Genomic DNA, 13579 nt, shown 5'->3' with positions numbered 1-13579 from the left:
CCTTCCCCCTGTTTTTTACTTTCCCCACGTCCCTTCGATTGGACCCGTTATGCCAGTCCTGACTCTTCGTGCTGCCCGGATACCGGTAGTGGCCCTGACCGCGGGCGCGCTCCTGACCGGTTGCGCCGGTATGGGCGGCGGCAGCTCAGGCGACAAGACCATCAATGTGCTGATGGTGAACAACCCTCAGATGGTGGACCTGCAGAAGCTCACCAAGAAGTACTTCACCAAGGAAACGGGCATCACGGTCAGATTCACGATGATGCCGGAGAACGAGGTCCGCGACAAGATCAGCCAGGACTTCGCCAACCAGGCCCGCCAGTACGACGTGGCCACCATCAGCAACTTCGAGGTGCCCTTCTACGCGAAGAACGGCTGGCTGCTGCCGCTGGACGGCTACGCGGCCAAGGACAAGGCATTCGACCAGAAGGACGTCCTGCCCTCGATGCGGCAGTCGCTGACCGCGGAGGACGGCAAGCTCTACGCCGAGCCCTTCTACGGCGAGTCGTCGTTCCTGATGTACCGCAAGGACATCCTCGCCGAGAAGCACCTGAAGATGCCCGAGCGGCCCACCTGGCAGCAGGTCGCGGACATCGCGGCCAAGGTCGACGGCGCCCGCAAGGGGATGAACGGCATCTGTCTGCGCGGTCTGCCCGGCTGGGGCGAGTTGATGGCCCCGCTGACCACGGTGGTCAACACCTTCGGCGGGACGTGGTTCACCAAGGACTGGAAGGCGCGGCTGGACTCGCCCGAGTTCACCAAGGCGACCAAGTTCTACGTCGATCTGGTGCGCAAGCACGGTGAGGCGGGCGCGGCCCAGTCGGGCTTCGCCGAGTGCCTGAACAACCTCACCCAGGGCAAGAGCGCCATGTGGTACGACGCCACCTCGGCCGCCGGGTCGCTGGAGTCGCCCAAGTCCCCGGTCAAGGGCAAGATCGGCTACGTCCAGGCGCCGGTGGAGAAGACCGAGAGCTCCGGCTGGCTCTACACCTGGGCCTGGGGCGTCCAGAAGGCGTCGCGCCACCCCGACAACGCGTGGAAGTTCATCTCCTGGGCCTCCAGCAAGGAGTACGAGTCCCTGGTCGGCAAGACCTTCGGCTGGTCCAACGTGCCCGCGGGCAAGCGGTCGTCCACCTACTCCACCGCGGAGTACCGGAACACCGCCGGCAGCTTCTCCGAGGAGACCCGCAAGGCGATCCTCAGCGCGAAGCCGCGTGATCCGGGCGTGCAGCCGCGGCCGACGATCGGCATCCAGTTCGTCGACATCCCCGAATTCGCCGATCTGGGAACCAAGGTCGCCCAGGAGATCAGCGCCGCCATCGCCGGAAAGCAGTCCGTCGACGCGGCATTGAAGAAGTCGCAGCAGCTGGCCGAGAAGGTCGGCGAGGAGTACCGATGAGCCATCCGACGACGGCAGTACCCGTACGCGGCGAGCGGCCGCCGGCCGCGACTCCCGCCGCCCCCGCCCGCCCCAAGGCGCCGAGGAACCGGGCCCGGGAGTGGGCCACCCGGGCACCGCTGCTGCCCGCCCTGGTCTTCCTGATCGTGGTCACCCAGCTTCCGTTCGTGGCGACGCTGGTGATCTCGCTCTTCGACTGGAACTCGTTCCGGCCCGACCGCCGTGAGTTCGCGGGGCTGGAGAACTACAAGACGGTGCTGAGCGACCAGGCGCTGCGCGACTCCATCGTCACCACCGTGCTGCTGACCGCCTCCGTGGTGATCGTCAGCGTGGTGCTGGGGCTGCTGCTCGCGCTGCTGCTGGACCGCAAGTTCCGCGGCCGGGGTCTGGTGCGCACCATGCTCATCGCGCCGTTCCTGCTGGTGCCGGTGGCCTCGGCGCTGCTGTGGAAGCACGCGCTGTACAACCCCGAGTACGGCCTGTTCAACGGCGTGCTCAACTGGCTGGGCGGGCCCCAGCCGGAGTGGCTCACCGATATGCCGCTGATCGCGGTGGAGGCATCGCTGATCTGGCAGTGGACGCCGTTCATGATGCTCATCCTGCTGGCCGGGCTGCAGAGCCGCCCGCTGGAGACGATGGAGGCGGCCCGGCTGGACGGGGCGGGCAACTGGCAGATCTTCCGCTATCTGACGCTGCCGCATCTGCGCCGCTATCTGGAGCTGGGCACCCTGCTGGGGTCCATCTACATCGTGCAGAACTTCGACGCCGTCTTCACCATGACCCGGGGTGGGCTGGACACCGCCAACCTCCCCTACACCATCTACGAAACCTTCTACAACGCCCACGAGTACGGGCTGGCATCGGCCGCGGGTGTCGTGGTGGTGATCGGCACGATCATCATCGCCACCTTCGCGCTGCGCGTGGTGTCGTCCCTCTTCCGTGAGGAGGTGTCCCACGCATGACCGCCGTGAGCTCACCGGTGGCCATCACCACCGAGACGGATTCCGCCCGCCGGGCCAAGCGGCGCGGTGCCGCACTCGGCCTGCTGGCCTGGTTCGTCGGCATCCTGTTCGTGCTGCCGGTGCTGTGGATGCTGCTGACCTCGTTCCACTCCGAGGCCGACGCCGCCACCAACCCGCCGTCGCTGACCGCTTCGCTGACCCTCGACGGGTACAAGGAGTTCTTCGGCTCGGGCGGCGGGGCCAGCCCGTGGCCCTCGCTGCTCAACTCGCTGGGCACATCGGTCTTCTCCACCTGCTTCGTGCTGCTGCTGGCGCTTCCGGCGGCGTACGCGCTGTCGATCCGGCCGGTGCGCAAGTGGACCGATGTGATGTTCTTCTTCCTGTCCACCAAGATGCTGCCGGTGGTGGCCGGGCTGCTGCCGATCTTCCTGTTCGCCAAGGACATCGACTTCCTGGACAACGTCTGGCTGCTGGTCATCCTCTACACCTCGATGAACCTGCCGATCGCGGTGTGGATGATGCAGTCCTTCCTCGCCGACGTCCCGGTGTCGATCATCGAGGCGGCCCAGATGGACGGGGCCCGGCTGCCGACCATCCTGTGGCGGGTCGTGGCGCCGATCGCGGGTCCGGGCATCGCCGCCACCTCGCTGATCTGTTTCATCTTCAGCTGGAACGAGATGCTCTTCGCCCAGGTGCTCACCGGTGTCGTCGCCCAGACCGCCCCGGCGTTCCTGACCACCTTCGTCACCAGCCAGGGGCTGTTCCTGGCCAAGGTGTGCGCCGCGTCGATCGTCATTTCCCTGCCGGTGCTCGCCGCCGGTTTCGCCGCCCAGGACAAGCTGGTCCAGGGCCTGTCGCTAGGAGCAGTCAAATGAGGGCCGCCGTCATCGAAGCGCCCGGCAAGGTCACCGTCGCCACCGTCGCGGACCCCACCCCGGGGCCCCGCGAGGTCGTGGTGGACGTGGCGGCCTGCGGGCTGTGCGGCACCGACCTGCACATCCTGCAGGGGGAGTTCGCGCCCACACTGCCGATCGTCCCCGGACACGAGTTCGCCGGTGTGGTCGTGGGCATCGGCAGCGGGGTCACCGAGGTGGCCGTGGGCGACCGGGTCGCCGTGGACCCCTCCCTGCACTGTCACGAGTGCCGTTACTGCCGGATCGGCCGGGGCAACCTGTGCGACAACTGGAACGCGATCGGGGTCAGCGTCCCCGGCGGGGCCGCCGAGTTCGCGGTGGCCCCGGTGGCCAACTGCGTCAAGCTGCCCGAGCATGTGGACGTGGCCGACGCGCCCCTGATCGAGCCGCTGTCCTGCGCGGTGCGCGGCTATGACGTGCTCCACGGCAACCTGGGCGCCGAGGTGCTCATCTACGGCTCCGGCACGATGGGGCTGATGATGCTGGAGCTGGCCAAGCGGACCGGCGCCACCAGCGTGGACGTGCTCGATGTCAACGCCGAGCGGCTGGCCACCGCCACAACCCTCGGCTGCAGCCGGGCCGCCGCCTCGGCGGACGAGCTGGACCAGCCGCGCGGCTGGGACGTGGTCATCGACGCCACCGGCAACCAGGCCGCCATCCAGGACGGGCTGAGCCGGGTGGCCAAGGCCGGAACGTTCCTGCAGTTCGGTGTCTCGGACTACGCCACACGGGCCGTCATCGAGCCGTACAAGATCTACAACCAGGAGATCACCATCACCGGCTCGATGGCCGTGCTGCACAGCTACGAGCGTGCCGCCGGGCTGTTCGCGACCGGGGTGCTGGACCCGAAGATCTTCATCAGCCACCGGCTGCCGCTGGAGGAGTACCCCGCGGCGCTCGACCAGTTCAAGGCGGGAGTGGGCCGCAAGATCGTGGTCGTCCCGTAACCGTGCGTGGTTGACGGCCCAAGCCCGGGACACCAGGCTTGGGCCGTCAACGATCACGGTCGGCGAGAGGGCGGGCGGGACATGGGCACGGGCCACGCGGTGGTGGTGGGCGGGGGTTTGGCGGGCACGCTGGCGGCGGGCGCGCTCCTCGGCCACGTCGAGACGGTCACCCTCGTGGAGCGCGACCGCTACCCGGAGCGGCCCGCCTTCCGCAAGGGCGTGCCCCAGGGCCGTCATCTGCACGTCTTCCTCAGCGGCGGGCGGCGCGCCCTGGAGGAGCTGTTCCCCGGGCTGGGCGGCGAACTGGAGGCGGCGGGCGCACACCGCCTGGAACCGCCGCGCGATGTGCTCACCAAGTCCGCCAACGGCTGGCAGCGCCGCTTCCACGAGGGCAGACACACCACGACCAGCTGCACCCGGGCGCTGTTCGACGCCACCGTACGGGCACGGGTGCTGGCCGAGGCCGAGAGATCCGGGACCCGGGTGGAGGTGCTCCAGGCCACCGAGGCCATCGGGCTGCTCGGCGGCGCGGACCGGGTGACCGGCGTACGGGTGCGGGCGCGGGACGCCGGGCGCGCCGAGCGGGAGCTGCCCGCCGATCTGGTCGTCGACGCCTCGGGGCGCGGCTCGCGCGCTCCCCGGTGGCTGGCGGAACTGGGCGCCCCGGCACCGCGCGAGGAGGTCGTCGACGCCGGGATCGGCTACTGCACCCAGATGTTCCGGCCCGCCGAGCCGCTGGACGTGGTGATGGTCATCCAGCCGCGCCCGGACTGTCCGCGCGGGGCGGCGTGGTCCCCCGTCGAGGGCGGCAACTGGCTGCTGACGCTGTCGGGGGTGCGCGGTCAGCATCCGCCGACCGAGAGCACGGAGGTGCTCGGCTTCGTCAAGTCCCTGGGCGAGCCGGCGCTGTACGAACACCTGCGGAGCTGTGAGCCGGTCTCCCCCGCGTACGGGTTCCGGGACACCTCCAACCGCCGCCGCCACTACGACGCCCCGGGCGGGGTGCCCGAGGGGTTCCTCGCCGTCTCGGACGCCGCCTGCACGTTCAACCCGGTCTACGGTCAGGGCATGTCGGTGGCCGCCCTCAGCGGGCTGGCCCTGCGCCGCTGCCTGGACGACGGAGGTCTGCGGCCCGGTTTCGCGGCCGCCGCGCAGCGCGCCGTGGCCCGGGCGGGCGACACCGCCTGGCTGACCGCCGTGGGCGCGGACCGTCCGTACGCCACGGCCGAGGACGCCACACCCCCCGGGGCGGCCGAGCGGCTGCGGAGCTGGTACGTCGGGCGGCTGGCGGCCCGGGCGGCGATCGACCCGGTGGTCGGCGCGGCGTTCCGGGACGTCACGTATCTGGCCGCGCCCCCGTCCCGCCTGCTGTCCCCCGCCGTCGCCCTGCGGACGGTGCTGCTGCCGAAGGCCCGGGGCCTGACGGCCCCGCCCCTGCGCGGGGAGAGCTGACCGGGCGCTCCACCGGTTCTGCCCGGGGGGCTCCCCCGGGGCTCCCCCGGGCAGAACCGGGTCCCCGCCGGGGCTCCCCCGGGGGCTCCTCCGGGCCGAACCGGGTCCCCGCCGGGACCCCACCGGGCTGGCCCGGGGTGCCAAAGGGCTGACCCGGGGACCCCACCGTGCTGGCCCGGGATCCATCGGCACCCCATGGGCGGGCGAGCCCCCGCACCGCTGTCCCAAGGGCTCCGCCCGGCCCCCGCCAGGGGAGCCCCGGCCCCAGGACGCCGCGTCCGGGGCCCACGGGCATCCCCCGGCACCGGACCTGCGGACTCCCGGAGTGGGAAGCTGCCCCATCGACGGCCGGGCACGCCCAGCCCGGCCCGGCCCTCGGTCCGGCCGCGGTCGGCCGCCCTTCCTCGGTCCGGCCATGGCCGACCGCGCCTGGCAAGGGAAGCCGCGTCCCGCCCCAGACCCGCACGGGGCGGCTTCGGACAGGCCCGCAGAGCCCGGAAGCCCAACACCCCCACTCAGCCACACCCGTCGAGCACCCGGACGGGTGCTAGGGGAGTGGGGCGAGGCCGCCACGGTCAGCTCGGTCCGACCGTGGACCAGCCTCGGCCGGTCCCGCCTGGCCACGGAAGCCGCGCCCCCGGGCCGGGGCCAGAGCCGGGGCCGGGGCGGAGGGGCGCTCAGGCGGTCGCGTCGCGCAGGTGCGCCGCGGCCGCCTGCTCCAGGTGGACCAGGTCGCTGCTGACCGTGGCGAAGGTGAAGCCCTGGGCCAGGCGCCTGGCGGCCGTCGCCCCGTCGGGGCAGTGGATACCGGCGGCGATGCCCGCGGTCCGCGCCTCCTCGGCGACCTTCGCCAGCGCCGCGTCGAACTTCTCCGCGACCGAGGTATCGGTCGAGGTACGGCCGCCGAGCGCGATGATGAGATCGGAAGGGCCGATGTAGACGCCGTCGAGCCCGTCCGTGGCACAGATCTCCGCCGTGTTGGCCAGCGCCTGGGCGGTCTCGATCATCACGATGCAGGCAACCTGCTCGTTGGCGTCGGCCGGGGTGGGGCCGACCCGCAGCCCCGAGCGCATCGGGCCGTAGGAGCGCACCCCGGCCGGGGGGTAGCGGCAGTAGCCGACCGCCGCTGCCGCCTCCGCGGCGGAGTTGACCAGCGGAACGATGACCCCGCGGGCGCCCGCGTCGAGGGCCTGGCCGATCCAGAAGCCGTCGTTGGCCGGAACGCGCACCATACCGGCGGCGGTGCCACGGGCGTCGATGGCGGTCATCGCGCCGAGGGTGCCCTTGTAGTCGAGGAGACCGTGCTGGGCGTCGACGCAGACGTAGTCGTAGCCGAGCCCGGCCAGGCGCTCGGTGCCGACGGGGTTGTCCAGGACGACCCAGTAGCCGATGATCCGCTGGCGTGCGCGCAGCCGGGCCGCGAAGTCGGCGGGGGAAGTGTTCATGCTGTCAGCTTCTCTCCTTCTGTTCCGGGAGTTCGTGCGGGGGTGGGCTGGGTGGGCTGTGGCACGCCCGGCGTTGACACCGCGGCGTTGACACCACGGCGTTCACACCACCGCGTTCACGGCGGCGGAGAGGATCATTCCGGGGCCCAGCCGGCGCACCGTGCCGCGTAGATCGCGCGGCGGCTCCTTGATGTCGCTCGTCCGCAGCGCGTACGGATCGTCGGAAGGAGCCTCGCCCCCCCGTTCCGACCTGCGTCGGCACACTCTCTGCCGTCATACGACCCTCCCCGCTCCATGCGCGTTGTGAGCGGAACGCTCGCACGATTGCGCGTAACGCGCAAGAGTCGCGCAGTGTCCACGATGAAACAGCGCGGAATGCGCAGACTGATAGTGTTGCTCAGGGCTGCGCAGAGTCGCGCAGGGTTACGGAAGGATGGGGGCCGCCATGACTCAGGAGGCCGGGGCGGAGGAGCGCAGGCGGCTGCGCGCCGGGGACCGCCGGGAGCTGATCGCCCGGATGATCCAGACCGACGGCACGGTCGTCGTCGAGGAGCTGGCGCGCTCGCTGGAGGTGACCCCCTCCACCATCCGCCGGGATCTCGCGCTCCTCACCGAACAGGGCACCATCGCCCGCACCTACGGCGGCGCGATGAGCGCCGGTCACACCGCCGAGCCCACCCTCGGGCAGCGCAGCGGGCTCGCGGTCGCGGAGAAGGACCGCATCGGGCGCTGGGCGGCCGCGCGGATCGGGCCGGGCGACACCGTCATCCTGGACGCCGGTACCACCACCGGACGGCTCGCCCACCATCTGCGCGCCCGCACCGACCTGACCGTGATCACCAGCGGGCTCACCGCGCTGCGTGAACTGGCCGAGGCGGACGGCGTCGAGCTGATCACCCTCGCCGGGACACTGCGCCATGTCAGCCAGGGCTTCGTCGGGCCGCTCGCCGAGCTGACCCTGTCCCGGCTGACCGCCGACAAGGTCTTCCTGGGTGCCGACGGGCTGGACGCGCAGCTGGGCATCTGCGAGGCGAGCCTGCAGCAGACCTCGCTCAAGGAGATGATGGCCGAACGCGGCAAGGAGCTGTACGTCCTCGCCGACAGCAGCAAGCTGGGCCAGTCCCCGTTCACCGCCTGGGCCCCGCTGGACCGGGCGTGGACGCTGGTCACCGACAGCGGCGCCACCGATGGCCAGCTCGCCCCGTTCCGCGCGCTGCCCGACACCGAGGTCATCACCGTCTGAAGAGGCGCGGAGCCCCCTGTAGAGGCCGCGGAGCCCTCACCGCCGGGGGCGGACGCGCCGTTCGAGGCGGACTCGGGGCGGGCCAGCGGGCCCGGTGAGCGATCCTGCCGCCGGTCGAGGTTCCTGCCGCCGGTCGAGGCCGCGGCCACCGGTCGAGACCACGGCCGCCGGTGCGGGCCGGGAACCTGGCTCCCGGCCCGCCCGGGTCAGTCCTGGTACGTGCGCGGTGCGGCCGTCGCGCCCACGAGGCCGAAGCTGCCCTCGGCCTCGGCCTTCTCGGCGGCGTTCGGGTAGGGGTTGGTGCAGGAGGTCCCGGCGCTGGCGCCGGACATCAGGCTCGAACACGGCCCCGGCTTCCTGTCCGGCAGACCGAGGATGTGGCCCAGCTCGTGCGAGGAGATCCGCACGGTGTTGTGGCCCTCGTCGACGGCCTGGCGGCCGAAGTAGATCGTGCCGCTGCCCAGCCCGGTGGACAGGGTCCGGGGCCAGCCGTTGTCCGCGATGATGCGGACGTTGGCCCGCTGCCCGGACGCGGCGGGCTGGAGCTTGACGTTGACCACGCTCTCGTTCCAGATCGCCGCGCCCTTGGCCACGGCGTCCTTGAACTCGGCGGCCCCGCCGGCGTCGTACGTCACGACCCGCGCAGCAGCGGTGCGCTCCGCCGGGGCGGCGGAGGCGGGAGCGGCCACGGCCTGTCCGGCCGTCAGGGCGAGCACCGCCGTCACCGCGGCGGGTAAGGCGCGGACGATCTTGCTGGATCTCACGATCAGCCTCCTCGTGGGGGAAGGATGGACAGTGCGAGCGGGCATGAGCATGGCACGCGCCCGGCGCATCGGCCACTGTGTCCGCACACCTTGCCGCATCCGGCCGGTTGTCCACAGCCGGGCGGCACGCGCACCGCCCGGCCCCCTAGAATCGCCGGATGGCTCTCCCCGACACCGGCCCCGACAGGAGCGACGCGCTCAGTGTGGATACGAGCGACACGCTCGGCGTTGACACGAGCGACACGCTCAGTGCCGATGCGAGCGACGCGCTCAGTGGTGACGCGACCGGCACGCGCAGCCTCGATGCGAGCGACACGCTCAGTGGTGACGCGACCGACACCGGCCCCGACAGGAGCGACGCGCTCAGTGGTGACGCGAGCGACGCGCTCGGCGTGCTCCACCGCGTCTTCGGCTACGACTCGTTCCGGGGAGGTCAGCAGGAGATCATCGACCATGTCGTGGCCGGTGGCGACGCGCTCGTCCTCATGCCGACCGGCGGCGGCAAATCGCTGTGCTACCAGATCCCGGCGCTGGTGCGGAAGGGTGTCGGCGTCGTCATCTCGCCCCTGATCGCGCTGATGCAGGACCAGGTCGACGCCCTGCGGAACCTCGGGGTCCGGGCCGGGTTCCTGAACTCCACCCAGGACCTGGACGAGCGGCGGCTGGTGGAGGCCGAGTTCCTCGCGGGCGAGCTCGACCTGCTCTATCTGGCGCCGGAGCGGCTGCGGGTGGAGTCCACGCTGCGGCTGCTGGAGCGGGGCACCGTCTCGCTGTTCGCCATCGACGAGGCGCACTGCGTGGCGCAGTGGGGGCATGACTTCCGGCCCGACTACCTGGCCGTGTCCGAGCTGCACGAGCGCTGGCCCACGGTGCCGCGGATCGCCCTGACCGCGACCGCCACCGAGGCCACCCACGCCGAGATCGCCTCCCGGCTGAAGCTCCAGGACGCCCTGCACTTCGTGGCCAGCTTCGATCGCCCGAACATCCAGTACCGGATCGTGCCCAAGAACGAGCCGAAGAAGCAGCTGCTGGAGCTGGTGCGCACCGAGCACCCGGGCGAGGCGGGCATCGTCTACTGCCTGTCCCGCTCGTCGGTGGAGAAGACGGCCGAGTTCCTGGTCTCCCAGGGCATCGACGCGCTGCCGTACCACGCCGGGCTGGACGCGCGGACCCGCGCCGAGCACCAGGCGCGCTTCCTGCGGGAGGAGGGTCTGGTCGTGGTGGCCACGATCGCGTTCGGCATGGGCATCGACAAGCCCGATGTGCGGTTCGTGGCCCATCTGGACCTGCCCAAGTCCGTGGAGGGCTATTACCAGGAGACGGGCCGGGCCGGGCGTGACGGTCTGCCCTCCACCGCATGGCTGGCGTACGGGCTCCAGGACGTCGTCCAGCAGCGGAAGATGATCGACACCTCCGAGGGCGACGACGCCCACCGGCGCCGCCTCGGCGCCCAGCTGGACGCGATGCTGGCGCTGTGCGAGACGGTCGAGTGCCGCCGGGTGCGGCTGCTGGCCTACTTCGGCCAGGAGTCCACCCCGTGCGGCAACTGCGACACCTGCCTCACGCCCCCGGAGTCCTGGGACGGCACCATCGCCGCGCAGAAGCTGCTGTCCACGGTGGTGCGGCTCAAACGGGAGCGCAACCAGAAGTTCGGCGCGGGGCAGATCATCGACATCCTGCTCGGCAAGAAGACGGCCAAGGTCATCCAGTTCGACCATGACGCGCTCTCGGTGTTCGGCATCGGCACCGAGCTGCGCGAGGCCGAATGGCGCGGTGTGGTGCGGCAGTTGCTGGCGCAGGGGCTGATCGGCGTCGAGGGCGACTACGGCACGCTGGTGCTCACCGAGGCGAGCGCCGAGGTGCTGAACCGGCGGCGCGAGGTCAGGCTGCGGCGCGAGCCGGAGAAGCCGTCGCGTGCCGGGAAGGGGAAGCCGGAGGCTTCGGGCAAGGCCCGGAAGGCTCCGGTGGATCTGCCGGAGGAGGCCGTCCCGGTCTTCGAGCGGCTGCGCGCCTGGCGGGCGGCGACCGCGAAGGAGCAGGGGGTCCCCGCCTATGTGGTCTTCCATGACGCCACCCTGCGCGAGATCGCGACCCGCGCCCCGGCCACGCTCGAGGAGCTCGGCACGGTGAGCGGGGTGGGCGAGAACAAGCTGGCGAAGTACGGCCAGGGCATTCTGGACACCCTGGCCTCCTGACGGGCGGCCCAGGGTTCCGCTCCCGGTGTGCCGGGAGCGGAACCGTCGGACGTGTGCGGCTACAGCTCCTTGATGCGGATGTCGCGGAAGGAGACCACATCACCGGTGCTGTGGGTCTGCAGACCGATGTATCCGGAGGCGTACCGGCGGCCGTCCGTGCCGGGGTCGCCGGCGCGCGGCGGGGTGAACTCCTGGCCGCCGGTGTTCTCGAACTCGTTGATCAGCACACCGTTGCGGTAGATCGAGTAGTGCTGACCGACCACCCGGATCTCGTAGTCGTTCCAGCTGCCCTTGGGGGTGACCCCGGCGCCGCCGAGCCCGACCCGGTCGAAACCGTAGATCGAGCCGGTCTTGTACATGTCGCCATCGGGACGGTCGAGGATCTGCACCTCGTGCCCGTAGGTGATGGCCACCCACTCCGGACGGGGCTCCTCGGGGTGGTCGTGGACGTAGGGGAAGCGCACGAAGACACCGCTGTTGGCGTTGCCCGTACCGGGTGCGTCATCGCGGAACTGGAGCTTCAGCGAGAAGTCGTCGTACGTCCGCTGCGGGAACCACAGCATGCCCATGCCCTCGACCGTGGAGCTGCTGGTGATGGTCCCGTCGTCGTTGAGGCCGAAGGCCCCGCCGCCCACGTGCTGCCATCGGTTGAACGACTTCTCGGTGCCGTCGAACAGCGGGCGGTATCCCTCGTCCTGACCGGGCTTGCCGATGCCGGACTGCTCGGCCGCCTTGTTGATCAGCCGGTATTCGCGCTGGTCGATGACGCCGTCGGCGAGCAGCTTGTCGGTGACGGCGGTGACGTGCTTGCGGAAGAGGGCGTGGGAGGACCAGTCCTTCTCGTCCTCGATCAGCTCGTTGATGGTGCAGCGGCTACGGGTGATGCGGTTGGGGACACCGGTGTCCACCGTGCCGACGATCACGGTGAGCCGCTCGTCCCACTCCGGGCACGCGGGTGCGGGCACTCCGCCGCCCTCGGCCACGGTGAACGCGATCTGCTGGGCCTGCGAGGTGTTGCCGGCCTTGTCGGTGGCGCGGTACGCCACGGTGTGGCGGCCCACCCGGTCCACCACCACGGGGCTGGTGTAGGTCAGATACGGCCCGCTGTCCAGGGAGTACTCGGTCCGCGCCACCCCGGAGTCGTCGTCCGCGGCGGTGAGGGTGACCTTGGCGCTGCCCACATAGGCGCCGTCGGAGTTCTTCGTGCCGTCGACCTTGGCGGAGGTCACCGGGGGCAGGGTGTCCTCGGCGGGCGGCGCCACCACGCGGAAGTCCACCGACTTCACCCCCGACACGTTCCCCGCCCTGTCCGCCGCGCGGTAGCGCACCGTGTGGGCGCCGGTGTCATGGACCATCACCGGCCCGGTGTACGGCTGGAACTCCCCCTGGCCCAGGGCGTAGTCGATCCGGTTGACGCCGGATCCGGTGTCGGAGGCGGTGATGGTCACGGTGGCCATGCCGATGTACGCGCCGGACGGGTCCCGCTCACCGGAGACGGTGGCGGAGGTCTCCGGCGGTGTGGTGTCATCCGTCGGCGGCGCCACCACCCGGAAGTCCACCGACTTCACCTCGGACACGTTCCCCGCCTTGTCCACGGCCCGGTAGCGCACGGTGTGGCTGCCGACCTGGTGGACCATCACCGGGGCGGTGTACGTCTGGAACGCCCCGTCCCCTTCCGCGAACTCGATCCGGTCCACACCCGAGCCCTCGTCGGTGGCGGACACGGCGACGGTGGCCATGCCGATGTACGCGCCGTCCGCGTCCCGTTCGCCCTCGACCTTCGCCGAGACCTCGGGCGCGGTGGTGTCCTCGCCCCCGCCGCCGTCGGTGACCACCAGGATGCCCTGCATCTGGCCGTGGCCGGGGATGGTGCAGTGGTAGCGGTAGCGGCCGGGGCTGAGGGTGACCTCGGCGGTGTGCTTGCCGCCGCTGTCGTCAGAGGGGTTGGCGAGGATGTTCAGCGGGACGTCGTTGTTGTACTCCGGGTCGGAGACGTCGAAGGTCAGGGTGTGCGGCATCCCCATGGTGTTGCCGGTGGCCGCGCTGTTCTCGAAGACGATGGTGGCCTTGCCGGCGACCGCGGTGGTGGGCGCCGAGGTGTACGTGGTGATGTCGTCACCCGCGGTCCAGGTGAGGACCTGCTGCGCGGCCTGTCGGCCGTGGTCCCTGCCGTAGGCCGCCGTCGCCGCCGCCGAGCTCAGTCCGAGGACCATGAGCAGGGCGGCGAGGAGCGCCGTCCAGGGTCTGATGGGTTTGGG

11 protein-coding genes are annotated in these 13579 nt (G+C 71.1%); 7 read left to right on the top strand and 4 right to left on the bottom strand.

The genetic code is table 11. The features are described from left to right. Positions 1 to 49: 49 nt before the first annotated feature. The 5 genes from AXW62_RS14470 (at position 50) to AXW62_RS14450 (ending at position 5674) form a co-directional block, all read left to right on the top strand. Entirely contained in the window at positions 50 to 1399 is a 1350-nt protein-coding gene (locus AXW62_RS14470; protein WP_060944893.1) for an ABC transporter substrate-binding protein, read from the top strand. After that, entirely contained in the window at positions 1396 to 2361 is a 966-nt protein-coding gene (locus AXW62_RS14465) for a carbohydrate ABC transporter permease (protein WP_030829195.1), read from the top strand. The genes AXW62_RS14470 and AXW62_RS14465 overlap by 4 nt, the downstream gene beginning before the upstream one ends. Continuing rightward, on the top strand, positions 2358 to 3236 hold the full coding sequence (locus AXW62_RS14460; RefSeq protein ID WP_030829191.1) for a carbohydrate ABC transporter permease: 879 nt from the start codon (positions 2358 to 2360) through the stop codon (positions 3234 to 3236). The genes AXW62_RS14465 and AXW62_RS14460 overlap by 4 nt, the downstream gene beginning before the upstream one ends. Beyond that, positions 3233 to 4222 (top strand): zinc-dependent alcohol dehydrogenase family protein, encoded by a 990-nt coding sequence (locus AXW62_RS14455; RefSeq protein WP_060944892.1) that lies wholly within the window; start codon positions 3233 to 3235, stop codon positions 4220 to 4222. The genes AXW62_RS14460 and AXW62_RS14455 overlap by 4 nt, the downstream gene beginning before the upstream one ends. An 81-nt stretch (positions 4223 to 4303) precedes the next feature. Further along, complete coding sequence (locus AXW62_RS14450; protein WP_060944891.1) at positions 4304 to 5674, top strand: NAD(P)/FAD-dependent oxidoreductase; 1371 nt, start codon at positions 4304 to 4306, stop codon at positions 5672 to 5674. Positions 5675 to 6351: 677 nt separating this feature from the next. Here the strand turns inward: AXW62_RS14450 and AXW62_RS14445 are convergent. Together AXW62_RS14445 and AXW62_RS43920 are read right to left on the bottom strand one after the other, a co-directional pair. Then, entirely contained in the window at positions 6352 to 7119 is a 768-nt protein-coding gene (locus AXW62_RS14445) for an HpcH/HpaI aldolase family protein (protein WP_060944890.1), read from the bottom strand. Between the two features lie 102 nt (positions 7120 to 7221). Beyond that, positions 7222 to 7383: a hypothetical protein gene (locus tag AXW62_RS43920; protein ID WP_159060877.1), complete on the bottom strand. Its 162-nt coding sequence runs from the start codon at positions 7381 to 7383 to the stop codon at positions 7222 to 7224. 181 nt (positions 7384 to 7564) lie between these two features. Here AXW62_RS43920 and AXW62_RS14440 point away from each other — a divergent pair, with 181 nt between their 5' ends. Continuing rightward, entirely contained in the window at positions 7565 to 8362 is a 798-nt protein-coding gene (locus AXW62_RS14440; RefSeq protein WP_051886071.1) for a DeoR/GlpR family DNA-binding transcription regulator, read from the top strand. Between the two features lie 206 nt (positions 8363 to 8568). Here AXW62_RS14440 and AXW62_RS14435 read toward each other — a convergent pair whose 3' ends face one another. Beyond that, positions 8569 to 9126: a snapalysin family zinc-dependent metalloprotease gene (locus AXW62_RS14435; RefSeq protein WP_060944889.1), complete on the bottom strand. Its 558-nt coding sequence runs from the start codon at positions 9124 to 9126 to the stop codon at positions 8569 to 8571. 158 nt (positions 9127 to 9284) lie between these two features. On the opposite strand from AXW62_RS14435, the gene recQ reads away from it, so the two are divergent. Next, a complete protein-coding gene (gene recQ, locus AXW62_RS14430; protein WP_252368606.1) occupies positions 9285 to 11321 on the top strand; it encodes a DNA helicase RecQ in 2037 nt (678 codons plus the stop codon). A gap of 59 nt (positions 11322 to 11380) precedes the next feature. Here the strand turns inward: recQ and AXW62_RS14425 are convergent, their stop codons facing one another. Beyond that, the gene (locus tag AXW62_RS14425; RefSeq protein ID WP_252368609.1) at positions 11381 to 13534 is read right to left on the bottom strand and encodes an OmpL47-type beta-barrel domain-containing protein; all 2154 of its coding nucleotides are present in this window, start codon (positions 13532 to 13534) and stop codon (positions 11381 to 11383) included. Positions 13535 to 13579: the final 45 nt, after the last annotated feature.

Source organism: Streptomyces hygroscopicus subsp. hygroscopicus (genome assembly GCF_001553455.1).
Lineage (GTDB): Bacteria > Actinomycetota > Actinomycetes > Streptomycetales > Streptomycetaceae > Streptomyces > Streptomyces hygroscopicus.
Note: the sequence above shows the minus strand (reverse complement) of the source record. Positions and strands in the feature narration are given on the sequence as shown.

Bases quoted from the DNA above. Each gene is read 5' to 3' on its own strand.
- AXW62_RS14465 (WP_030829195.1), top strand. From the start codon at position 1,396: ATGAGCCATCCGACGACGGCAGTACCCGTACGCGGCGAGCGGCCGCCG.
- AXW62_RS14455 (WP_060944892.1), top strand. From the start codon at position 3,233: ATGAGGGCCGCCGTCATCGAAGCGCCCGGCAAGGTCACCGTCGCCACC.
- AXW62_RS14450 (WP_060944891.1), top strand. From the start codon at position 4,304: ATGGGCACGGGCCACGCGGTGGTGGTGGGCGGGGGTTTGGCGGGCACG.
- AXW62_RS14460 (WP_030829191.1), top strand. From the start codon at position 2,358: ATGACCGCCGTGAGCTCACCGGTGGCCATCACCACCGAGACGGATTCC.
- AXW62_RS14440 (WP_051886071.1), top strand. From the start codon at position 7,565: ATGACTCAGGAGGCCGGGGCGGAGGAGCGCAGGCGGCTGCGCGCCGGG.
- recQ (WP_252368606.1), top strand. From the start codon at position 9,285: ATGGCTCTCCCCGACACCGGCCCCGACAGGAGCGACGCGCTCAGTGTG.
- AXW62_RS14445 (WP_060944890.1), bottom strand. From the start codon at position 7,119: ATGAACACTTCCCCCGCCGACTTCGCGGCCCGGCTGCGCGCACGCCAG.
- AXW62_RS14425 (WP_252368609.1), bottom strand. From the start codon at position 13,534: ATGGTCCTCGGACTGAGCTCGGCGGCGGCGACGGCGGCCTACGGCAGG.
- AXW62_RS14470 (WP_060944893.1), top strand. From the start codon at position 50: ATGCCAGTCCTGACTCTTCGTGCTGCCCGGATACCGGTAGTGGCCCTG.